A 21,862-nucleotide genomic window follows, 5' to 3' on the forward strand; every position below is an offset into this window, starting at 1 on the left:
CGCTCGACCGACGTCCAGGAAGGCAGCGCCGGACCGATCCGGGATAACGTGACGCGATGCCGAGGCGTGTCATCTTGTTCGAGCTCAACGAGGTCCCCTGGGAGATCCTCGACGACTTCGTCGCGTCCGACCCGCGGTCGGGCCTGGCCAGGGTCCTGCGGCGCTCGCAGTGCTTCACGACGATCGCGGCCGACCGGGGCCACCTCTCGCCGTGGACCACCTGGCCGACGCTGCACAGAGGCGTGAACGACGAGAAGCACATGATCGCCGCCTTCGGGCAGAGCCGGAAGCGCGCAGACCGTCGCTTCCCCCCGCTGTGGACCCTGTTGCACGAGGCAGGCGTCAGCGTCGGGGTCTGCGGGAACCTGCACACGTACCCGCCGCCGGAGGACCTGTCGTCGTACGCGTTCTGGCTGCCCGACGCGTTCGCCTCGGAACCCGTGGCGCATCCTCCCGAGCTCGTGGACTTCCAGCGGTTCAATCTCGCGATGTCTCGGGAGTCGGCGCGCAACGTCGACAGGCGGATCGCGAAGTCCGACGCCCTGCGGGTGCTCGGACACAGCCGGCGCCTCGGCCTGCGCCCCTCGACGTACGCCGCGGTCGCTGGCCAGCTGCTCGCCGAGCAGCGCAGCTCGAGCCGCAGCAACCGGCGCCGGACGATCCAGGCGGTGCTGCAGTTCGACGTCTTCGAACGCCAGCTCGCCCGCAGCCGGGCCCAGTTCGCGACCTTCTTCACCAACAACGTGGCCTCGGCGATGCACCGCTACTGGGCTGCGCACCGCCCAGGGGACTACGAGCAGCTCGGCCTCGGGCAGGACTGGGTCGAGACGTTCAGCGGGGAGGTGATGTGGGCGACCGGCCAGGCGGCGCGGATGATCGAGCGGCTCGCCGCCCGGGTCGACGACGATCCCGACGCCCAGCTCTGGATCGCCGCGAGCATGGGACAGCGCGCCACCATGGCCGAGAAGCTGGAGACGCAGCTCTACCTGACCGAGCCGGACCGGTTCGTCGAGGCGCTGGGGCTCCCCGGCCCCGCGGCCTGGCAACGGCGGCCCGCGATGTTGCCGCAGTTCAACCTCGTCGTCGAGGACGAGTACGTCGACACCTTCCGGGACGCCCTGCGCACGGTCGAGGTGGGCGGGGCGCCACTGGTCTTCAAGAGGTCGGCCGGGGGCTTCTTCTCCCTCGACTTCGGCCAGCCGAACCTGCACGACCGGGCTGACGCCGTGCGGATCGCCGGCGCCCCCCGGCCGCTCGCGGCGGTGGGTATCGAGGCGGTCGAGATCGAGGACCGTTCCGGCACCACCGCCTACCACGTGCCGGAGGGGGTCCTCGCCGTCTACGACCCCCGCCGGCCGGCGCCGGAGAGCGACGACCGGCCCGAGGTCTCGGTGCTGGAGGTGGCGCCGGCCATCCTGGAGGTCTTCGGTGTGACGCCACCACCGCACATGGTGCGCCCGGACGTGCTGGCCGGTCTGCTGCCGGCCTGAGGCGTCCCGGCGCGCCCGCGCGGCTGCGTTCGCCCCGAGGACGTGTCTCCCGAGCCGGAGCGCCTGCTGCGCGTCCTTTCGCATCCGATCTGGCGGCGTTGTGTGTGGTGTCGGTGTCCGGGTCCATGACGCAGGTCCGGTCCGGAAGGTTGCAACCGCCTCCCAGCGGGTACGTCGGGCGCATGGCCCGCTTCACCGCCACCACCAGTCGCCAGGCCGTCGTCCCCGCCGAGCGGGTCGAGGTCTGGCGGGTCCTCACCGATCCGCACCTGCTGCCGAAGCTGACGCCGTACCTCGACCGGATCCTCGTCGACGGCGACCGCTGGCGCTGGGAGATGTCCCGGCTTCCGGTGCTCAGCGTCTCGGTCGCGCCGTCGTTCACCGAGCGCATGGACTTCGACCCCCAGGAGCGGATCGACTTCACCCACGAGCCGCCACCGGGCACGACGGAGAAGGCCGCGGCCGAGGGCACCTACACCCTCGAGGAGGTCTCGCCGCGCGAGACCGAGCTCTCCATCGACCTCACCCTCACCGTCGACCTGCCTCTCCCCGGCGTCGCCGCCCCCGCGGTGGGCCGGGTGATGCAGGGCGTGCTCGACCGGATGGGCGAGAAGTTCGCCGAGAACCTGCTCGACCACCTCCGCTGAGAGTGCGCCTCGGGCAGGTCGCGGGTGGGCCAGACGGGGTCAGCGTGCCGGGACGTCCCGCTCGATCTCGGCCAGCCACGCAGTCGGGCTGGCGTCCGACGGCATCCGCCAGTCGCCACGGGGCGACATGGTGCCGCCGGGGCTCACCTTGGGGCCGTTGGGCAGCGCCGAGCGCTTGAACTGGCTGGCGAAGAACCGCTCGACGAAGACGACCAGCCACCGGCGGACCTCCGCGAGGTCGTAGGAGGTACGGCGCTCGTCGGGGAAGCCGGGGGGCCATTCGCCCTCCTTCTCCTCCCGCCAGGCGTGCCAGGCGAGGAAGGCCACCTTGCGCGGCCGGTAGCCCCGCCGCAGCACGTGGAAGAGCGTGAAGTCCTGCAGCGCGTAGGGGCCGACCGAGTCCTCGGTCGCCTGCACGTCCTGGCCCTCGTGCGCGGGGATCAGCTCGGGGGTGATCTTCTGGTCGAGCACCTCCTGGAGCACCGCGTTGGTGTCGTCCTCGAACTGGCCGCTGTCGATCACCCAGCGGATCAGGTGCTGGATGAGGGTCTTCGGCACCCCGCCGTTCACGTTGTAGTGCGACATCTGGTCGCCGACGCCGTAGGTGCACCAGCCGAGCGCGAGCTCGGAGAGGTCACCGGTGCCCAGGACGATGCCGCCGCGGTGGTTGGCCAGCCGGAAGAGGTAGTCGGTGCGCAGGCCGGCCTGCACGTTCTCGAACGTCGTGTCGTAGGCCTGCTCGCCCCGGGCGAAGGGGTGGTCGAGGTCGGTCAGCATCCGCTCGGCCGCGGGCCGGATGTCGATCTCCTCGACCGTGACGCCCAGCGAGTCGCAGAGGCGCCTGGCGTAGCCGCGTGTGGTGTCGCCGGAGGCGAAGCCCGGGAGGTTGAAGCCGAGGATGTCGCTGCGCGGGCGGCCCAGCCGGTCCATCGCCTTGGCGGCCACGATCAGCGCATGGGTCGAGTCGAGGCCGCCGCTCACGCCGATCACGACCTTGGGCTGGCCGATCGCGTGCAGCCGCTGCTCGAGGCCGGAGACCTGGATGTTGTAGGCCTCGTAGCAGTCGAGCGCGAGCCGCTCGGCGTCGTCGGGCACGAACGGGAACCGGTCGACCTTGCGGCGCAGCCCGATGTCGCCGCGCGGCGGGCTGAGCTCGAAGGGCACGGTCCGGAACGCCTCGGCCCGCGGTGCCAGCGTCCGGCGGTTGTCGTCGAAGGTCCCCTGCCGCTGCCGGTCCTGGCGGATCCGGTCGAGGTCGACGTCCACGACCGTGCGCCGCGGCCCGTCGGGGAAGCGCTCGGTCTCCCCCAGCAGCTCGCCGCACTCGTAGACCATCGTCTGGCCGTCCCACGACAGGTCGGTGGTCGACTCGCCCTGGCCCGCGGCGGCGAAGACGTACGCCGCGACGCAGCGCGCGCTCGCCGACCGCACGAGCAGGCGGCGGTCCTCGGCACGCGCGACGGTGATCGGGCTGCCCGAGAGGTTGAGGAGCACCGTGGCACCCGCGAGCGCGGCCTCGGCGCTCGGCGGGACCGGCACCCACATGTCCTCGCAGACCTCGGCGTGCAGGCGCAGGCCGGGGACGTCGGTGGCGTCGAAGACCAGGTCGGGTCCGAACGGCACGTCCTCGCCGAGCAGCCGGATCGTGGCGCCGCGGCGGTCGTCACCCGGCGCGAACCAGCGCCGCTCGTAGAACTCGCGGTAGGTCGGGAGGTACGACTTCGGCGCCACGCCGAGGACCCGGCCCCGGTGCACCACCACGGCGCAGTTGAGCACCCGGGTGCCGTGCGCGAGCGGCGCCCCGACCACGAACACCGGCAGCAGGTCGGCGGACCCCGCCACGACCTCGCCGATCGCCGACTCCACCGCGTCGAGCAGCGTGTCCTGCAGGAAGAGGTCGTCGATCGCGTAGCCGCACATCGACAGCTCCGGGAACACCGCGACCGCGACCCCGTCCTCGTGGCAGGCGCGGGCCTGCTCGAGCACCGTGCGCGCGTTCGCGGCCGGGTCGGCGACCGCGACCGGCACCGTGCACGCCGCGACGCGGGCGAACCCCTGGTCGTACGCCGAGGAGAACTCCACGTCGCGAGTCTAGGGCGCACCCGGCCGCCGGGCCCGACCGATGAGTCCGCGAGCCCGCGTGGGTCGGAACTGCCCCGACCGCCCTCCGACGGGAGCCGTGATGACGCTCGACAGCTCGATCAGCCCGTGCCTGTGGTTCGACGACGACCTCGAGGAGGCCGCCGAGTTCTACACCGCGATCTTCCCGAACTCCTCCCTCGGGCACTTCTCCCGCTACACCGACGTCGGGCCCGGCGAGCCGGGCCGGGTGATGGCCGGGGAGTTCACGCTCGACGGGCTGACCTTCCGCGGCATCAACGGCGGCCCCGACCTCGCGGGCTTCACCGAGGCGGTCTCCTTCAGCATCAGCTGCCGCGACCAGGCCGAGGTCGACCACTACTGGGACGCGCTTTCCGCGGGCGGCGAGGAGTCCATGTGCGGCTGGCTGCGCGACCGCTACGGCCTGTGGTGGCAGGTCGTGCCGGCCCGTCTCTACGACCTGGTCTCCGACCCCGACCCGGTGCGGGCGCGCGCGGCGACCGAGGCCATGCTGCAGATGCGCCGGATCGTGGTCGCCGACCTCGAGGCCGCCGCCGACGCCGCGGGCACCTCGTCGTGACCGGACACCTGCCCGAGGGCCTGTCTCCCGGGTCGGAACGCCGTGCGCGACATGGCCTAGCGTCGGCGGCATGCTCGAGCGGCCTGACCACACCTCCGACGACGAGGTCCTGGCCGCGGTCCGCGACCACTGGGCGCCCGCCGCTGCGTCGGTGACCCACCTCGCCGTCGGCTTCGGCGCCCACCACTGGCGGGTCGACGACCTGTTCGTGACCCTCGACGAGCCCTCGCCGAAGCACACGGCAGCGACCCTCGAGGCGGCGTACGCCACGGCGGCAGTGCTGCGCGCGCAGGGGCTGGAGCTCGTCCTCGCTCCCCTCCCGACGACCACCGGGGTGTTCACGCACCCGCTCGCGGCGGGATGGCTCAGCGTGACCCCGTGGGTCGACGCACCGCGGGCCGCGGCTCCCGCCGACGCCGCCCTGCTGGCCCCCCTGCACGCCGCCCCGCCGTCCCCGGGGCTCCGGACGTGGCGGCCGCTCGTCGGGCCCGGGCTCGCCGACGACCTCGCCCGCCGGCTGCGCGAGCCGTGGGTCGCGGGACCCCACGGCGAGGCTGCGCGCTCCGCCCTGCGCGAGCACCTGGATGACGTGGCCCGGTGGGTGGCCGACTACCACCGCCTCGCCGCCGCGACCGACCCCGCCACCTGGGTGACCACCCACGGCGAGCCGCACGAGCGCAACCTGCTCGCCGGCCCCGACGGCCCGCTCCTCGTCGACTGGGAGACCGTGATGCTGGCGCCACGCGAGCGCGACCTGCGCCAGTGCGGCCTGCCCGGCGACCCCGACCTGCTCCGGATGTTCGACCTCGAGTGGCGCCTCGACGAGATCAGCCAGTACGCCGCGTGGTTCGAGCAGCCGCACGGCGACGGCGAGGACGACCGGGTCTCGCTCGGCGGCCTGCGCCACGAGCTGACCCGCCCCGACCCGACGGCGACCGACGCGATCGTGTGACAGGCTTCCGCCCGTGACGGGGACGGGGATGCAACCGACGGTCGACGACGTGCCACAGTCGGCCTGGGTGCTGGGCTGGTCGAGCCTGGTGGGGCAGGTGGCGGCGCTGCTCGCCCGGGGCGTCACCGACGCCGACTCGGCCCTCCTCTCGGTGCCGCTGAGCGCGCTGGTGGTCGGCTGGGTCTCCTACGGCGTGCTCCGCGCGCGCCTCGTCCGCACGTGGTTCGCCGGCATCCTGCTGGGGCTCGGTGCGCTCCTGAGCGTGGTCGGGCTGCTCCTCGACCCGTCACCCGCCGACCTCGTGGGCGCGGTGACCGCCGTGGTGGCCTTCGTGGCGCTCCTCGCCTACACCCGTACCGACGCCTTCGCCCGGCTCCGCGAGGACCCGCGAGCCCTCGGCCAGGCGTTCGGCGCCCTGGTGCTGCTCGCCGTCACGGTCGGTGCGCTGGGCGGACTCGCCCTGGCGCCCGGCGACGAGCGGCAGGGGTCCGGCTTCAACATCCGCATCGGTCTCTAGCTAGCGGCGGTACTCCGCCCGCCACCGGGCCCCGCCGGGGTCGGCGGCCTCCTCGAGCGCCACCAGGGTCAGCCCGTCCGTGGCCAGCCCGGTCATGGTCTCCCGCGGGAGCGGGAACGGCGGGCCCTGGTCGAGAGGCCGGGCGCCGTCGGGTCGGAAGGCGATCGCGAGCAGGGTGCCGCCGTCGGCCACCAGCGAGCGGACCGCCGCGGCGGCCTGCGTCCGCGGCGGGTCCGGGATCGCCTGGAGGGTGAAGATCTCGACCACCAGGTCGAACCCGCCCACGAGCTCCTCCGGCAGGTCGAGGAGGTCGACCACCCGGAAGTCGGCGCCGGTGCCGGCGTGCCGCTCCCGGGCGATGCCGACGGCGGTCTCGGAGATGTCGAAGCCGACCGTGTCGAAGCCGAGACGTGCCAGGTGCGCGGCGTCGGCGCCGAGGCCGCAGCCCACGACGACGGCCCGGCCACCGCTTCCGCCGGGTGCCCGCGCGGCCGTCCACTCCGCGAGGAGGGGGTGAGGAGCGGTGCGGTCCCACGGCATGCCCACCGCGCCCGCTGCGCCCTCGGCGTACAGCCGGTCGAACCACGCGGTCGGCTCGCCACGCCCGATCGCCTCGCCGGACAGCTCGTCGGCCCGCAGGTCCCAGTCCCTGGTCATGGCGCGAAGCGTAGATCGCGCCACGTGAGCAGCGACACAGGTCGCCGCACGCAGCCCCGGGTCTAGCCTGAGTCAACGTCCGTGGACTCCACCCGGGAGCCGCGAGATGACACCGGAGGACTCACCCGTGAGCACTCAGAGCACGCCCGAGGAAGCCGCGCCGTACGGCACCGGCCCCGGCGCACCACCGGCCGCCCGCAAGCGCATCCGCACCCACCACCTGCGCGAGATGAAGGAGCGCGGGGAGAAGTTCGCGATGCTGACGGCCTACGAGCAGTACGCCGCGCAGACCTTCGACGAGGCCGGCATCGAGGTCCTGCTCGTCGGCGACAGCGCCAGCAACAACGTCTACGGCAACGAGACCTCGCTGCCGGTCACGGTCGACGAGCTGCTCCCCCTCACCCGCGCGGTGTCCCGTTCCGCGCCGCACGCGCTGGTCGTCGGCGACCTGCCGTTCGGCTCCTACCAGAGCTCGCCCGAGCAGGCGTACGCGACCGCCGTGCGCTTCCTCAAGGAGGGCGGTGCGCACTGCGTGAAGCTCGAGGGCGGCCGCGAGATGGTTCCGCAGATCGAGCTGCTCACGCGCGGCGGCATCCCGGTGATGGCCCACATCGGCTTCACCCCGCAGAGCGAGCACGCGCTCGGCGGCTACCGGGTCCAGGGCCGGGGCGAGGCGGCGCAGCGGGTGCTCGACGACGCCAAGGCGGTCGAGGCTGCCGGCGCGTTCGCCGTGGTGATGGAGATGGTGCCCGGCGACGTGGCCGCCCAGGTGACCCGTGAGCTCAGCATCCCCACCATCGGGATCGGCGCCGGCAACGGTTGCGACGGCCAGGTGCTCGTCTGGCAGGACGCCTTCGGACTGCGCACCGGACGGATGGCGAAGTTCGTGCGCCAGTACGCCGACCTGCACGGCGTGCTGCTCGAGGCCGCCCGCGCCTACGCCGACGACGTGAGGGCGGGCACGTTCCCGGGGCCCGAGCACACGTTCTGAGCGGGGACCGGGTCACTCGCACGGGCGGACCCGACTGGTCCGCGCGGCCCGGGTTTGCGCGAAGATGCCCGGCCGCGCCCGCACCGGGCGTACCGTCGAAGACCAGATGACCCCCGCCCTCACCGCGTCCCCGACCGACTCCGACCACGCGACCGTGCCGGAGCACCCGGAGCGGCCGTCGTTGCGCTCGGTGCTGGCCCGGGTGGGCTCGAGCCTGGTCTACGCCTGCGTCATCCCGATCACGCTCTTCTACGTCGTGATGACCGTGACCGACGTGTGGGTCGCGATCCTCGTCGCCCTGGCGTGGTCGTACGGCGCGATCGCGTTCCGCGCGCTGACCGGTCGCCGCCCGTCGGGGCTGCTGATCCTGGTCGCGATCGTGATGACGGCGCGCACGGCGCTCGCGATGGTGGCGGGCAGCACGTTCCTCTACTTCCTCCAGCCGATCATCAGCGACAGCCTCGTCGCCACGGCGTTCCTGCTCTCGCTGGCCACGGCCCGCCCGATGGTCGCCCGCCTGGCCGGTGACTTCTACCCGATGACGCCCGACGTGTCGGTGCGGCCGCGGATCCAGCGGTTGTTCCGCCACCTGACGCTGCTGTGGGCCGGGCTCTGCCTGGGCAAGGCGCTGCTCGTGCTGTGGCTCCTGCTCTCGCTGTCGGTCGAGAGCTTCGTGCTCGCCAACGGCATCTCGGTGGTCTCGCTGAACGTGCTCGCGATCACGCTGACCATCGGTGCGGCGGTGGTGGTGGCCCGCCAGGAGGGTCTGCTCGGCCCGCACCCCGTCCCGGTGCGCGCGACCGCCTGAGCGGTCGCGCGACCAGCCCGTCGGCGACGACCGGGCTACCGTGACGCCATGCGCGTCGTTCTCGTGGCCCTCGCCCTCGCCCTCGCCCTCCTCGCCCCGGCCGCGCCCGGAGCCGCCGGCACGCCCGAGCCCTCGCGCGCGACCGCCGGCGCCGCGACGAGCGCCCCCGGCCACCCACGGGCCCTGCCGGCCCTGCGCGTGCACCAGCAGGTGAAGGGCCTCTCCATCGCCTGGGACGTGCAGCCGATCGGGCACCGCCGCCTGCTGATCACCGAGCGCGACACGGCGCACCTGATCCTCTGGAACGGCAGCAAGCACCGCGTCCGCTTCCCCAGCAACCGGATCTGGGTCTCCGGCGAGACCGGCCTGATGTCGATGGCGATCGACCCGAGGTTCGGGCGCAACCACCGCTTCTACACCTGCTCCGGCTGGGTCAAGAAGGGCGGCGGGCACGACGTCCGCGTCAACGCCTGGCGGCTCACCCACCACGGCAAGCGCGCGCGGTACGTCGAGACCCTGGTTGCGGGCTTCCCGACCACGTCCGGGCGGCACGGCGGCTGCCGGCTGCTGATCACGTCCAACGGCTCCATGCTCGTCGGCACCGGAGACGCCGCCGACGAGGACAACCCGCGCAACCTGAAGTCGCTGGGCGGCAAGACCCTTCGGCTCGACCGGATGACCGGGCGTCCCTGGCCCACCAACCCCTTCATCGACGCGAAGAACCACCGCAAGCGCTACGTGCAGACCTACGGCCACCGCAACGTGCAGGGCCTCTCCGAGCGCAGGGACGGCAGCCTCTGGTCGATCGAGCAGGGCACCTACCGCGACGACGAGGTCAACCGGCTGCGCAACGGGGGCGACTACGGCTGGCAGCCCGGCCCCGGGTACGACGAGAGCCCGCCGATGACGGACTTCTCCCTGCCCGGCCGGCAGATCGGGGCCCGGTGGAGCTCCGGCGACCCCACACTGGCGACCTCCGGCGGGTCGTGGGTCTACGGCAAGCAGTGGGGCCGCTACAACGGGACGCTGGCCGTCGCCGCCCTGAAGGCGAGTCGGATCGTCTTCATGAAGTTCGACAGCAGCGGCAAGCTGAAGTGGACCAAGGCCCCTGCCCGGCTGCGTGACTTCGGCCGGCTGCGCTCGGTCACCCAGGCCGCGAACGGCGACCTGCTGGTGACGACCGACAACGGCGACGACGCGGTCCTGCGGGTCTCGCCGCGCTGACGTCGGTCGGGCTACGCGGTCCAGCCGAGCCAGGCCCCGCCGGCGGTCATCGCCGCGAACCAGAGGACCGCGCCCACCACCGGGATCGCCGGCACCCAGCGCGGGTGCAGCGACCACCAGGCGATGGCCACGAGCAGGAGCAGGGCCCACAGCACCAGCAGCACGACCACGGCCCAGGCGGGCGCCAGCAGCCCGCTCGCGGCGTACAGGAAGAACAGGCAGGCCATGCCCGCCATCCCGACGAACGGCCACGGGGAGGCCGGTGGCCGCACGGGGTCCGGACCGGTCGTCACCTCAGTCCTCGAGCTTGCCGTCCCACCAGTCGTCGTCGGCGTCCCACTTCTCGTTGCGCTCCTGGGCCTTCTGCAACGCGTGCTCGGCCTCCTCGCGCGTGTCGTAGGGGCCGAGCCGGTCGATCGGCGGGCAGAGGTCGGGCCCCTGCTCGACCCGGTGGTGCTTCACGCAGAACCAGTAGCCGCTCATGGTCACCATGACTACCACGGGGCCCGAGGGTCGGTCAGCGTCGACCGGCAGGCGGGTTGAAGGCCCAGAGGGTCCAGCGGTCGGCGGCGCGCAGGGCGCTGGTCAGGCTCGAGCGGGAGATCTGGATGGGAGGCACGGGAAGCATGGGTGTTCCTTTCCGGGACGGGAGGTGCGTACCCCTCCCCCAACGGCAGGGGGCGCGGGGTTGTGCCCCGATCCGGTCCCGCGTCACGGTGAACCGGGTCACGCCCCCGACCGGCGTGCCCTAGGCTGAGCGGGCGGATGGGCTGGCCGGGCGACCGCGTGGACCCGCGAGGGTCCCCGAGGAAGGTCCGGGCTCCACAGGGCAGGGTGGTGGCCAACAGCCACCCGGGGAAACCCGCGGGACAGTGCCACAGAGAACAGACCGCCGCTCCTCCGGGAGCGGTAAGGGTGAAACGGTGGTGCAAGAGACCACCAGTGCACCGGGTGACCGGTGCAGCTCGGCAAACCCCACCTGGAGCAAGGTCAAGAAGCTCCGCGCCTCCGGGCGCGGGGCGCGCACACGTTCGAGGGCGGCCCGCCCGAGTGTGCGGGTAGACCGCTGGAGGCGGCCGGCAACGGTCGTCGTAGATGGATGGTCGCCACTCCCCGGAGACGGGGACGTACAGAACCCGGCCTACAGGCCAGCCCGTCCGCACCCCCCTCTCCCGGGGCTCGATGCAGGATCACCGCTCCGGGGTGATGGCCCGCCCGGTCCCCAGGTCGAGACTGGCAGAGACGGTCGGCCTCCGCCGACCGGGGCATGCGCCTCGGGAACGTGCCCGAGTGGGGAGCGTCATGGCAACCGGATCCGATGAGCGACGACGTTCGTCGACGGGGTTGGCGCCTGCCCGCGTCGAAACAGGGAGAGGGAACTCCGCGGTGGCGAGCGCCGCCCCCTCGGGAGAAGTTCCCGTCAATGGGCCCGGGGGGTGCCCAGAAGGGAATCTGTCATGCGACAGAAGACGTCTTCACGCGCGCGCCGCTTCGTCGCGGCCATGGCGGCGGTGCTGGTCGTACCCGCACTGACCGTCCTGTCATTCATGACGCCTGCCCAGGCAGCCGACCCGGACAGCGTCAGCCTCACCCTCACGGGGTGCCGCCTGGCGCCCGGGGTGACCCTGCCCACCAGTGCGGGCGACTTCATCTGTCCGGACGAGGACTACACGAGCGGCAACCTGGGCAAGCTCTGGAACGAGCTGGACCTGGTGCCGTACCGGTTGATCGCGCAGGCCGGGAACTCCGCGCCTGAGACGCAGACCTACACGATCGCCGTCGTGCTGGACGCGGTGGACGAAGGCCGGCCCGGCTACGACGTGCTCTCCGAGCCGGAGATCAACGCCGGGCTGTCCGACGCCACGTGCGAGCTGGACAGCGTCGGACCCCAGGAGCCGACCTACGGGTTCGGGGGCATCGACGAGTCCGCGTACCGCCTGCTCACGCTCACGCAGCCGAAGAACAGCACCTGCGTCCTGGACTACTACGGGCGTCTCGCCCTCGGCTCGCACCTCTTCCCCGGGTCGGCGCTGCACGCCAACCTGGCGACCGAGGCCCTGACCACCGGCGGTGTCGGCGCCCGGGACGTCAGCATCCCCGTCAAGGAGATCGAGCCCCAGGACCTGTCCAAGGACATGACCGCCAGCCAGGGCACCGACTACACCTGGGACGTCTGGAAGGAAGCGACCCCGACCACGGCCGAGATCGAGAACACCTGTGAGGCGGCCACCGGACACGCGACCTTCCCGGTCGACGTCACGGTGAGCTGGGAGCGCAACCCGGCCACACCCGGCATGGTCGACATCATCACGCACGTGTACGCCATGAACCCGGCACACCGGACGATCACCGTCGACGTGACCGACAAGATCTACACCGGCTCGTTGACGCCCGGCCAGGGCACGTTGCTCGACACGGCAACGGCAACCAACGTGGACGTCCCGGCCAACACGACCACGCTGGTGCTGACGCACACCACGACCGCACCGGCCACGGTGACCCAGGTCAACGACGTCGCCACCGCGACGTACACCGACAAGGTCACCGGCATCGAGGTGCCGGGCACCACCGAGGCCACGGCCTTCGGGACCGTCCAGCAGAACGGCCCGGTGACCAACGCCACGGCGACGGTCACCGACGTCGAGGAGGTCACGGGTAGCGGCCTGAGCTTCTCGGTCGACTCGGTCTCCGGCGCGACCGGCGCCTTCGACGACGCCTACGAGCTGGGCAGCGACACCACGGGACCCGTCTCGTGGACGTCCGACGAGCAGTCGGGCGAGGGCTCGGTGACGTTCGGGAAGACGATCCTCGCTGACACGGGCACGATCGGCGACGGGACGCTCTCCGACGCCGCCGTGCTGACCGGTTCCGACGGCTACACGACCGGCGGCACCGGTGATGCGGCTCTCGCGCTCGCCATCGAGGTCGACACCTCGGCGACCCTGACCATCGACAAGACCATCGACGACGTGCTCCAGGGCGAGGAGACGGCGACGTTCTCCTTCGACGTCGTCAACGAGTCCGACGCCGTCGTGAAGACGGAGACCCTCACCTTCGGCGCCGGTCAGACGTCGAAGTCCGTCGAGGTGATCGGCCTCGAGCCGGGCGCCTACTCGGTCGAGGAGACCCCGGCGGCCGGCTTCACGGGTGACGGACCGAAGAGCGTCGACCTGAGCGGGTCCATCTGCTCGGGCGCCGTCAGCTTCGACAACGAGGCGGTCCCCGCGTCCGCGAAGGTCCAGAAGGTCACCGTCCCGGCAGGCTTCGAGGCCGATTGGACGTTCGACCTGATGTCCGGTGAGACGGTGCTGGAGTCGGTCACCACGACCGGCGACGGCTACGTCCCGTTCGAGACTGACCTCGGCGAGGGCACCTACACCGTCGTCGAGAACGATCAGGACGGCTGGGCCAGCGACGGCGGCAGCGCCGGCTGCACCTTCACCGTGGACCTGCCGGCCGACGCCGCCAAGGCGTTCGCCTGCGAGTTCACCAACACCTACGACCCGAGCGTGACCATCGAGAAGAAGGGCGACGAGCTCAGCAAGGTCGGTGATGACGTGAACTACACGATCACCGTGACCAACACCGGGTCCACCGGTGGCGACGCGGGCGCACCGAGCCTGGTGTGCGACGTGACCGACCCGCTGATCGCGTTCGAGAAGACCGTCACCCTCGCTGCCGGAGCCTCGGACACGTCCCAGGTGGGACCGTTCACGATCCCCGGCGGCGCCGATGACCCGTTCACCAACACGGCCGCGGTGTCGTGCCACTACCCCGGACTGACCGCCGCGGTGGCGACGGGCTCCTCGGCCTGGGACACCAACCTGTTCCAGCCGTCGATCACGGTGGACAAGACGGGACCGGAGTACGCCAAGGTCGGTGACACCGTCACCTACTCGGTGACGATCACCAACACGTCCTCGGCGGACACGCCGGCGATGGACCTCACGTCCTTCTCCGACACCCTGGTCGAGAACATCGACCCTCCGGACGCGTGCGACACGCTCGCGCCCGCGGGTGAGACGGGCGACTCCTGCAGCTTCGACTACACCTACACGGTGAAGGCGGGCGACGGGACGAGCCTGAAGAACGAGGCCACCGCGGTCTACAACCCGCGGGGCTTCCCGAACGAGATCAAGGCGAGCGACGACCACGTCGTGACCGTGCTGCACCCTGCGTACACGGTCTCGAAGACCTGCGTGTCCACGGAACCGGTGCCCCAGGAAGGCCCGGCGGACTTCGAGGTCACGTTCGTCAACACCGGTGACGCCGCCCTGACGATCACCGCAGGCGACGGGATCGGCACCTTCGACCTCGCCGTGGGCCAGACGAAGACGTTCGACGTCTCCGTCGCCGGACCGTTCAGCGGACAGGCGACGGCCGACAACACCGTGACCAGCAGCGGAGTGCTCGACTCCGACGCCGACTACGGAGTGACGTGGTCCTCGGGCGACAAGGAGGCCAGTGCCAGCTGCGACGTCGGCAGCCGCGTGACGCTGAAGAAGCTGACGCGGGGCGTCGTCGACCCCAGCTACGACTGGCAGTTCAAGATCTGGAACGGACCGAACTACGGCAAGGGCTCCGGCTTCCTGGGCGGCAGCGCCCTGGCTTCCGGCAGCTCCCTGAACGACGCTGACGGCGTGCTGACGTTCGGCAACGTCAACCTCGACCCCGGCAAGGCCTACACCGTCTGCGAGATGAACAACCTCGCGGGTGCGGGCTGGACCCAGGAGTGGAAGGTCAAGGTCGACGGCAGCTGGGTCGTCGTGCCGGCCTACAACCCGCACGGCTCCGACACGCCCATGCAGAACCTGGGAGTGTCCTGCGTCGACTTCGGGGCCGGCCAGACCTACCAGCTGACGGCGGGCGGCACCCTCGAGTTCGAGGTGAACAACGCCTCCCCCGGCTGCGAGCCGCGGACCCCGGGCTACTGGAAGAACTGGAGCTCGTGCTCCGGCGGCGGCCAGTGGCTCAAGGCGACGGGCGCCAACGACCCGAAGAACGAGTTCTGGGCCCTCGACGAGCTGCTCAACTCGCCAGGCTTCCTGGTGGGTGACCTGCCGCTCGGCAAGGACGACTGCGTCAAGGCGGTGTCCGTGCTCGACCAGCGCGACATCAAGTCGGGCAAGAAGATGGCCAGTGACGCGGCCTACACCCTGGCGATGCACTACTTCGCCTACCTGCTGAACCAGGCCGCGGGCGCCGAGGCACCCAACGCCACGACTCTGCAGGCCGCAACTGAGGCACAGAAGATCCTCGACAAGGTCAACTTCATCGGCACCGGCACGTACCTGACCAGCAAGAAGCCGGACTATGCCGCCGCCCTGAAGTGGGCGAAGATCCTCGACCTCTACAACAACGGTCTGCAGTAGCAGAGAGAGGAACAACCTGACCCGCTGACGCGGGAAGGACCCCGCCCCCGGAGGCGCCCCGCCTCCGGGGGCGGCCACGTCGGCCCGCCCCCGAGGGGACCTTTGACCGTTACCCGACGGGCAGGGTCGTGGTTGTGTGGGTGAGGAAGCGAGGATCTGCAGGGAGAGCCGCGCAGCACCATGTCCCCCCAACACCGGGTGCCGGTTTCCATCTCGGACCCCCCCGCGCGCCCGGCGACGCCCCCACCCTCGGGACTCTTCCCCGGGAAGCTCCGCGCACCGGTCCTGGCGGCGGGCTGCCTGCGCAGGCCACGGCTCGAGGAGGCGATCGCCGACGGCATCGCCCGTGGCCTCGTGGTCGTCTCGGCCCCGGCCGGCAGCGGGAAGACCCAGCTCGTGGCGACCTGGGCCCACCACCGGGCCGCACCGCCGGACGTCGCCTGGGTCACCCTGGGCGAGGGCGACCGCGACCCGGTGCGCTTCGTGAGGTACCTCGTCGCCGCGATCGCCTCCACGCCCGCCGGCGGTCGAGCGATGATCTCGCCGAGGGGGCTCCCGTCGGTCTCGAGGATCACCGAGGCCTACCTGCTCCAGGTCTCCGACGCCCTGTCGCGCCTGACGGAGGACGTCGTCGTGGTCCTCGACGACTTCCAGGCGGTCGTCGGCTCCGCGAGCGAGCGGCTCGGCGCCAGGGTGCTGCGCTACCAGCCCGCCCACGTCGGCTTCGTCGTGCTGAGCCGCGTGGAGCCGGACCTGGGTCTGACCAGGCTGCGACTGCAGGGCAGGGTCACCGAGATCTCCGCCGCCGACCTGGCGCTCACCCGCGAGGAGTGCGCGGCGTTGCTCAGGCTCCACGACGTCACGCTCGACGACGCCCAGCTCGAGGTGCTGCGCGTGCGCACCGAAGGCTGGCCCGCGGCCGTGCAGGTCCTGGTCGCGTCGATGCGTGGATCGCCCGACCCCGACGGCTTCGTCGCCGGGCTCCGCGAGGGCGAGTCGTTCATCGCGGACTACCTCATGACGGAGGTGTTCGAGAAGCAGCCGCGGGACCTGCAGCAGTTCCTGCTCCGCGCCTCCACGGCGAACCCGACCTGCGGCGAGCTGGCGGACGCCGTCACGGGCAGTCGCTGCGGCGACCGGACGCTCGCCGAGCTCCACAGCGCCCACGTCTTCCTCGACCGGGTCCTGCCGCGCGACGACCAGGGGCGCAGCTGGTACCGCTGGCACCCGATGTTCGCAGGACTCCTCCAGCAGCGCCTCCGGGCAGCCGAACCCGACGCCGTGGAGCCCCTGCACCTGGCCGCAGCGGTGTGGTGCGACCGGCACGGCTTCCCGGTCGACGCCTTCCGGCAGGCCGTGGCCGGGGGCGACACCGCGCTGGCGGCACGGGCGCTCGGAGAGTCGTGGCTGGGTCTCGTGATCGGCGGCGAGTCCGCCGAGCTCCGGGCGCTCCTCTCGTTGCTCACGCAGACGCAGCTGGAGGAGCACGCCGAGCTCGCCGTCGTGGCCGCCTACCTCGGGGTGCAGCACCGGGACCTCGAGCGGGCGCGCGCGTACGCCGAACGGGCCATGGTCCTCGCGGGCGTCCTGCCCGAGGACAGGCGGCTCGCCGTCGAGTCCATGGGTGCGGCGATCCTCCTCCACGTCGCCACCATGACCGGTGACGACCGCAGCGACAGCCACGCCTCGGCGCTGGCGCTGCTGTGTCGGCTGGAGGCGGACCGGCCGGTCCTCACCCTGCCGCAACGACAGCGTCGGGCGCTGCTGCTCTTCCACGTCGGTGCCTACGAGGTCTCGCGCTGGCTGTACGACGAGCCCCGGGGGCACCTGTCCGAGGCCATCGCGGCAGCAAGCCTGCTCGACATGCCCCGGCTGGCCCTCGCGGCCGAAGCCCAGCTGGCGTTCATCGACTTCGTCTCCGGGGGGCTCGACGACGCGCGGACGACCGCCCAGCGCGTGGTCGACGCTGCGGACCGACGGGGATGGCGGGGCTCGTCCAGCGTCGCCACGGCGCACCACGTCCTCGGCGCTGTCGCTGTCGTCCGCGGGGACGTCGACACCGGCCTGCGGCACCTCGCCGAAGCCGACGGGATCCTCCACCCCCTGGACGAGGTGAACCAGCTCAGGTCCGGCTTCGCCACCCACGTCGCGCTCCGCGCGGCGGGCAGGGTGGAGGAGGCACGTCAGGAGCTGGAGCGGCTCCGGGCCCGAGCGCGTCGGTGGAGGACGGGCACGAGCTGGGCCGAGCCGCTGCTCGCCATCGCCGAGGCCGAGCAGCTGGCCCTCGAGGACCACCCGGACCAGGCACTGAGCCTGATCGATGCGGTTCCCGGGGCCGGGTTCCCCCCGGTGGCACGCGGCGAGTGGGCGGTCCTCCGCGCGCTGCTGCTGCTGCGCTGCGGCAGGCCGGCCGAGGCGCGCACAGCGCTCGAGGACGTCCTCCGCTGGGAAGAGGACTGGCCCGTCGGCATCCGCGGGCTGGTCGTGGATGCGCTGGCGGCCGACGCGCTGGGGCAGCACGCGGAGTCGCTCCAGGTGCTCGACCACGCCGTCGGGACAGCAGCTCCCCACCGGGTCCGGGAACCGTTCCTCGTGTGCGGCCCGGAGATCCAGCCGCTGCTCCAGGAGCTGCTCGACCGAGGCACCCCCCACGAGGCCGAGGTGCTCGACCTGCTCGGACTCCTGGCCCGGTGCCAGCGACCAGCCGACGCGGGCGTTCCTCACCTCGTCGAGCCGCTGACCCCCCGGGAGCTCGAGGTGCTGCGCGACCTCCAGGGCACCCGCCCCCACGAGGAGATCGCACAGCGGTTGTTCATCTCGCTCAACACGCTGCGCACCCACACCAAGCACATCCACCGCAAGCTCGGCACCCGGTCCCGTCGGGAGGCTGTGGAGCGGGCGCGTGAGCTCGGCATCCTCTGAACGGCCTGCTCGGGCACCGGTGGATCCCGCACCGGACGGAGTCCCCGCGGCGATGGTCCAGACCTGTGGCCTGCCGGGCAACCGTCCGTCGCGCTCGGGCGGTCGTCCGAGTGCCAGCGGGCCCGGACGTCGTCTGACACCGAGCCGGGCCCCGCGCCAGGCCGTGGTCCCTGCATCCGCGGCGTGGCGCACCCACGGTGGAGCGGCGCCGCTCAGGTAGACACGGGCCCGGGCGGCGCCGCCTCCGCAGGCGACGCCGCCCTGCCCCCCAACCGGGTGGCGCTCAGCCGGCGCTCAGCTGGCGATCGGTTCGGCGCCGAGGTCGCGCCGCAGGTCCCGCATGATGCGGGTGATCAGCCGCGAGACCTGCATCTGGGTCACGCCGAGCTCGTCGGCGATCTCCTGCTGGGTGCGGTCCTCGAAGAAGCGCAGGAACAGGATCCGGCGGTCGCGCTCCTTGAGGCGGCGTACGACCGGCGCCAGCGTGGCACGCGCCTCCGCGGCCGGCTGGTCGGGGTCGAGGTCGCCGAGCAGGTCGGCGAGCGACACCGCGGTCGACCCGTCCTGACCGCTGACGGGGCGGTCGAGCGAGCTCGGGGTGAAGCACCCGTCGCTGCCGAGCGCCTCGACGACGTCGTCGACGTCGGCGCCGAGGTGGTCGGCGATCTCCGACGGCCGCGGCGAGCGGCCCAGGGCTTGCACGAGCTCGGACTCGCAGGCCGAGATCCGCTGCTGCATCTCCTGGATGCGCCGCGGCGGACGCACGGTCCAGCCGTGGTCGCGGAAGTGCTTCTTGATCTCGCCACGCATCGTCGGCACGGCGTACGCGAGGAAGTCGCGGTGCCGGCCGGCGTCGAAGTCGCGCGCGGCGCGGGTCAGGGCGACGTAGGCGACCTGGAGGATGTCGTCCTGGTCGATGCCTCGGCGGAAGTAGCGGCTGGCCACGCTGCGGGCCACGCCCATGTTGATCTCGACGACCTCGTCGAGGAGGGCGCGACGGCGGTCGGGTGGGGCGGTGGCCGCTTCGACCAGCGCATCCTCGGTGCGACGACGGCGGTGGCTCTCGGGAGCGGCGACGCGGAGGGTGACCTCCGCCGGACCGGGACGCCCGGGGGTGGTGACGTCCCGGTCCAGGACGGATGACGCGGACAGAGGCACGGGGGCTCCTGAGGTGCGCCGGGGACTCATGCCGCGTTTTGACATCCGTTCACCCGGAGGTGACTGGTTCCTCCCCCCTGCTCCGGGCGGCCAAACCTGACCACCTGAATTGCCGTGCAGTGGACTGGACCGGGCTCAAGACCGGGCCCGGGGGCGTCTCAGACGAGCTCGAAGGCCACCTTGCGGGTCGCCACGTCGGCGGTCACGAGGCGCACCGTCACCTCCGTGCCGAGGGGCAGCCGGTCCTCGCTGCGCACCGACGCCTCGATGCCCTCCTCGCGCAGTGTGACCACGCCCCGCCGCTCGTCATCCTCCTCGAGATCGACCACCACGGCCGCGAAGGTCTCCCCCACCCGGTCGGAGAGCGTGCCCGCCTCGACCAGGTCGAGCACGGCCCGCTCGTAGCGGCGCGCGCGCTGGCCCGAGGCACGCAGCGTGTCGGGAAGCTCGGTGAGCCGGTCGAGCACCCAGCCGGGGACCTCGGTGCCGGCGCAGAGCGCGAGGCAGATCTCCCCGGCGTAGCGGTCGCCGAGGCGGCGCAGGGGCGCGGTGACGTGGGCGTACTCCGACGCCAGGGCCGCGTGCTGGGGCTGCGCGGGCACCTCGCCGTTGAAGCCGACGTACCCGCTGCCGCGCAGCAGCCGGGTGCAGGCCACGACCATCGCCGCGTGGGCGGGGACGTGGGGGTCGAGGGCGCGGATGAAGTCGGGGTAGAGCTGCTCGGCCGGCCACTCGATGCCCAGGGCGCGCGCGGTGCGGTGCAGGCGCTGCAGGTCGCGCGGGTCGGGCGGCGGCAGGGTGCGCAGCAGGCCGACGCGGGCGTAGACCATGAGCGAGGCCGCGGCGAAGCCGGTGAGCAGGGAGATCTGGGCGTTCCAGCTCTCGACCGGGAGCAGCGAGCGGAACTCGAGGTGCCAGCGCCCGTCGCGGGCGTCGACCTCCTGCTCGGGCAGGGGCAGCGAGACACCCCCGCGCAGGGCCTCGCGGTGCAGCCGGAGCGCGCCCACCTCCGCGAGCAGGAGCAACGTCTCCGCGGCGCTGCCGTCGTCGATCGCCGCCTGGGCCTCCTCGTAGGACAGCCGCGCGCGCGAGCGCACCCGCGCCCGTGCGACCGTGACCTCGGTCCCCTCGCCGGTCGCGTCGACGCGGATCGTCCAGAGCAGCGCGGGCCGCACCTCGTCGGGGAGCAGGGAGCCCGCGCCCTCGGAGATCACCGGCGGGTGCAGCGGGACCGTGGCGTCCGCGCCGTAGAGGGTCTCACCGCGGCGGTGCGCCTCGAGGTCCACCAGGTCACCGGGCGTGATGAACGCCGCGAGGTCGGCGATCGCGTAGTGCACGACGTACCCGTCCCCGTCGCGCTCGAGGAACAGCGCCTGGTCGAGGTCGCGCGACCCCGGCGGGTCGATGGTCACGAACGGCAGGTCGGTGCGGTCGAGCTCGGGCATCCGCGGGGACGCTGCCGCCGCCTCCGCCGCCTCCTCCACCTCGGGCGAGAAGGCGGGCGTCACCTCGAGATCGGCCTGGATGCGGTCGATCCCGTCGCGCAGGGCGGTGGCGAGCACGCCCTCGACCGGCTCGCGGACCCGGACCACGCGGCTGCTCGGCATGACGGTCACCCTAGGACGTGGGGCAAGGCCCGCGGCCCTAGCCTTGCGGCGTGCTGATCCTGCTTCCCCCGAGCGAGGGCAAGGCGGCCCCCCGCCGGGGTGCCCCGCTGGACCTCTCCTCCCTGGGCTCACCGGTGCTCAACCCCGCCCGCGAGCGCGTGCTCGACGCCCTGGGCGAGCTCGCGTCGGGCGACCCGGTCGTGGCCGCGACGACGCTCGGACTGGGTCGCACGCAGGTCGAGCTCGTCGACCTCGACGCCGGGCTCCGCACGAACCCCACGGCGCGCGCCGACCGCATCTACACCGGCGTGCTGTACGACGCCCTCGACTGGGCCTCGCTCGACGCCGCGGCCCGCCGGCGGGGCGCATCGCGGGTGCTGGTGACCTCGTCGGTCTTCGGACTGGTGCGGCCGGGCGACCGGATCCCGGCGTACCGGCTCTCCGGCGACGTCTCGCTGCCCGGCCTCGGCCCGGTGGCGGCGGTGTGGCGCGAGGTGCTCGGCGCGGCCGTCGAGGAGCAGCTCGGCGACCGGCGGCTGCTGGTCGACCTGCGCTCCGGCACGTACGCCGCGTTCTGGCGACCGCCGGCCTCACTCGCCCGGCGGGTCGCGACCGTGCGGGTGCTGCACGAGTCGGACGGGAGGCGCTCGGTCGTCAGCCACTTCAACAAGGCCACCAAGGGTCGGATCGTGCGCGCGCTGCTGGAGGACGGGCGTACGCCGCGCACCCCCGCCGCGCTCGCCGAGGTGCTGCGCGACCTCGGCTGGCTGGTGGAGGTCGGCGACCCGACGGCGCAGGGCACCCGGCTCGACGTCGTCGTCACCGAGGTCTGAGGCT

The 21,862-nt window shown here is 72.6% G+C and carries 17 protein-coding genes and 1 other RNA gene; 12 read left to right on the forward strand and 6 right to left on the reverse strand.

Going from position 1 to position 21,862, the window contains the following annotated elements; genetic code table 11:
- The first annotated feature begins 56 nt into the window (after positions 1–56).
- Together ACFPGP_RS11000 and ACFPGP_RS11005 are read left to right on the forward strand one after the other, a co-directional pair.
- Positions 57–1,490, forward strand: coding sequence for a hypothetical protein (locus tag ACFPGP_RS11000; protein ID WP_378590009.1), 1,434 nt, complete (start codon positions 57–59; stop codon positions 1,488–1,490).
- Between the two features lie 182 nt (positions 1,491–1,672).
- On the forward strand, positions 1,673–2,137 hold the full coding sequence (locus ACFPGP_RS11005; protein WP_378590010.1) for an SRPBCC family protein: 465 nt from the start codon (positions 1,673–1,675) through the stop codon (positions 2,135–2,137).
- Positions 2,138–2,176: 39 nt separating this feature from the next.
- Here ACFPGP_RS11005 and ACFPGP_RS11010 read toward each other — a convergent pair whose 3' ends face one another.
- A complete protein-coding gene (locus tag ACFPGP_RS11010) occupies positions 2,177–4,219 on the reverse strand; it encodes an NAD(+) synthase (RefSeq protein WP_378590012.1) in 2,043 nt (680 codons plus the stop codon).
- Between the two features lie 100 nt (positions 4,220–4,319).
- On the opposite strand from ACFPGP_RS11010, the gene ACFPGP_RS11015 reads away from it, so the two are divergent.
- The 3 genes from ACFPGP_RS11015 to ACFPGP_RS11025 all read left to right on the forward strand — a co-directional run bounded on the left by ACFPGP_RS11015 (position 4,320) and on the right by ACFPGP_RS11025 (position 6,286).
- Positions 4,320–4,817, forward strand: coding sequence for a VOC family protein (locus tag ACFPGP_RS11015; RefSeq protein WP_378590014.1), 498 nt, complete (start codon positions 4,320–4,322; stop codon positions 4,815–4,817).
- A 70-nt stretch (positions 4,818–4,887) separates the two neighbouring features.
- Positions 4,888–5,769 carry a phosphotransferase family protein gene (locus tag ACFPGP_RS11020; RefSeq protein ID WP_378590016.1) on the forward strand — a complete coding sequence of 294 codons (882 nt, stop codon included), beginning with the start codon at positions 4,888–4,890 and terminating at the stop codon, positions 5,767–5,769.
- A 13-nt stretch (positions 5,770–5,782) separates the two neighbouring features.
- Positions 5,783–6,286, forward strand: a complete 504-nt coding sequence (locus ACFPGP_RS11025) for a hypothetical protein (RefSeq protein WP_378590018.1) — start codon at positions 5,783–5,785, stop codon at positions 6,284–6,286.
- On the opposite strand, the gene ACFPGP_RS11030 is transcribed toward ACFPGP_RS11025, so the two are convergent.
- Positions 6,287–6,943 carry a class I SAM-dependent methyltransferase gene (locus tag ACFPGP_RS11030; protein ID WP_378590020.1) on the reverse strand — a complete coding sequence of 219 codons (657 nt, stop codon included), beginning with the start codon at positions 6,941–6,943 and terminating at the stop codon, positions 6,287–6,289.
- 106 nt (positions 6,944–7,049) lie between these two features.
- Here ACFPGP_RS11030 and panB point away from each other — a divergent pair, with 106 nt between their 5' ends.
- The 3 genes from panB (at position 7,050) to ACFPGP_RS11045 (ending at position 9,966) form a co-directional block, all read left to right on the forward strand.
- Positions 7,050–7,934, forward strand: coding sequence for a 3-methyl-2-oxobutanoate hydroxymethyltransferase (panB, locus tag ACFPGP_RS11035; protein ID WP_378590022.1), 885 nt, complete (start codon positions 7,050–7,052; stop codon positions 7,932–7,934).
- A 106-nt stretch (positions 7,935–8,040) separates the two neighbouring features.
- Entirely contained in the window at positions 8,041–8,742 is a 702-nt protein-coding gene (locus tag ACFPGP_RS11040; RefSeq protein ID WP_378590024.1) for a VC0807 family protein, read from the forward strand.
- Between the two features lie 48 nt (positions 8,743–8,790).
- A complete protein-coding gene (locus ACFPGP_RS11045; protein WP_378590026.1) occupies positions 8,791–9,966 on the forward strand; it encodes a PQQ-dependent sugar dehydrogenase in 1,176 nt (391 codons plus the stop codon).
- Positions 9,967–9,977: 11 nt separating this feature from the next.
- Here ACFPGP_RS11045 and ACFPGP_RS11050 read toward each other — a convergent pair whose 3' ends face one another.
- Entirely contained in the window at positions 9,978–10,259 is a 282-nt protein-coding gene (locus ACFPGP_RS11050; protein ID WP_378590028.1) for a hypothetical protein, read from the reverse strand.
- A 1-nt stretch (position 10,260) separates the two neighbouring features.
- Positions 10,261–10,458, reverse strand: coding sequence for a hypothetical protein (locus ACFPGP_RS11055; RefSeq protein WP_378590030.1), 198 nt, complete (start codon positions 10,456–10,458; stop codon positions 10,261–10,263).
- A gap of 274 nt (positions 10,459–10,732) precedes the next feature.
- On the opposite strand from ACFPGP_RS11055, the gene rnpB reads away from it, so the two are divergent.
- From rnpB to ACFPGP_RS11070, 3 genes are all read left to right on the forward strand, one after another.
- Positions 10,733–11,126: RNase P RNA component class A (rnpB, locus tag ACFPGP_RS11060), an RNA gene on the forward strand.
- Positions 11,127–11,423: 297 nt separating this feature from the next.
- The gene (locus tag ACFPGP_RS11065) at positions 11,424–15,338 is read left to right on the forward strand and encodes a DUF7507 domain-containing protein (protein WP_378590032.1); all 3,915 of its coding nucleotides are present in this window, start codon (positions 11,424–11,426) and stop codon (positions 15,336–15,338) included.
- A 180-nt stretch (positions 15,339–15,518) separates the two neighbouring features.
- Positions 15,519–18,260: a winged helix-turn-helix domain-containing protein gene (locus ACFPGP_RS11070; RefSeq protein ID WP_378590034.1), complete on the forward strand. Its 2,742-nt coding sequence runs from the start codon at positions 15,519–15,521 to the stop codon at positions 18,258–18,260.
- A 294-nt stretch (positions 18,261–18,554) separates the two neighbouring features.
- Here the strand turns inward: ACFPGP_RS11070 and ACFPGP_RS11075 are convergent, their stop codons facing one another.
- Both ACFPGP_RS11075 and ACFPGP_RS11080 read right to left on the reverse strand, forming a co-directional pair.
- Entirely contained in the window at positions 18,555–19,418 is an 864-nt protein-coding gene (locus tag ACFPGP_RS11075) for a sigma-70 family RNA polymerase sigma factor (RefSeq protein WP_378590035.1), read from the reverse strand.
- A 158-nt stretch (positions 19,419–19,576) separates the two neighbouring features.
- On the reverse strand, positions 19,577–21,025 hold the full coding sequence (locus ACFPGP_RS11080; protein WP_378590037.1) for an RNB domain-containing ribonuclease: 1,449 nt from the start codon (positions 21,023–21,025) through the stop codon (positions 19,577–19,579).
- A gap of 50 nt (positions 21,026–21,075) precedes the next feature.
- Between ACFPGP_RS11080 and yaaA the strand changes: the two genes are divergently transcribed.
- A complete protein-coding gene (yaaA, locus tag ACFPGP_RS11085) occupies positions 21,076–21,858 on the forward strand; it encodes a peroxide stress protein YaaA (RefSeq protein WP_378590039.1) in 783 nt (260 codons plus the stop codon).
- The last annotated feature ends 4 nt before the right edge of the window (positions 21,859–21,862 follow it).

The organism is Nocardioides taihuensis, assembly GCF_042657275.1.
Taxonomy (GTDB): domain Bacteria; phylum Actinomycetota; class Actinomycetes; order Propionibacteriales; family Nocardioidaceae; genus Nocardioides; species Nocardioides taihuensis.

Bases quoted from the DNA above. Each gene is read 5' to 3' on its own strand.
- ACFPGP_RS11000 (WP_378590009.1), top strand. From the start codon at position 57: ATGCCGAGGCGTGTCATCTTGTTCGAGCTCAACGAGGTCCCCTGGGAG.
- ACFPGP_RS11005 (WP_378590010.1), top strand. From the start codon at position 1,673: ATGGCCCGCTTCACCGCCACCACCAGTCGCCAGGCCGTCGTCCCCGCC.
- ACFPGP_RS11015 (WP_378590014.1), top strand. From the start codon at position 4,320: ATGACGCTCGACAGCTCGATCAGCCCGTGCCTGTGGTTCGACGACGAC.
- ACFPGP_RS11020 (WP_378590016.1), top strand. From the start codon at position 4,888: ATGCTCGAGCGGCCTGACCACACCTCCGACGACGAGGTCCTGGCCGCG.
- ACFPGP_RS11030 (WP_378590020.1), bottom strand. From the start codon at position 6,943: ATGACCAGGGACTGGGACCTGCGGGCCGACGAGCTGTCCGGCGAGGCG.
- panB (WP_378590022.1), top strand. From the start codon at position 7,050: ATGACACCGGAGGACTCACCCGTGAGCACTCAGAGCACGCCCGAGGAA.
- ACFPGP_RS11040 (WP_378590024.1), top strand. From the start codon at position 8,041: ATGACCCCCGCCCTCACCGCGTCCCCGACCGACTCCGACCACGCGACC.
- ACFPGP_RS11045 (WP_378590026.1), top strand. From the start codon at position 8,791: ATGCGCGTCGTTCTCGTGGCCCTCGCCCTCGCCCTCGCCCTCCTCGCC.
- ACFPGP_RS11055 (WP_378590030.1), bottom strand. From the start codon at position 10,458: ATGGTGACCATGAGCGGCTACTGGTTCTGCGTGAAGCACCACCGGGTC.
- ACFPGP_RS11065 (WP_378590032.1), top strand. From the start codon at position 11,424: ATGCGACAGAAGACGTCTTCACGCGCGCGCCGCTTCGTCGCGGCCATG.
- ACFPGP_RS11070 (WP_378590034.1), top strand. From the start codon at position 15,519: ATGTCCCCCCAACACCGGGTGCCGGTTTCCATCTCGGACCCCCCCGCG.
- ACFPGP_RS11080 (WP_378590037.1), bottom strand. From the start codon at position 21,025: ATGCCGAGCAGCCGCGTGGTCCGGGTCCGCGAGCCGGTCGAGGGCGTG.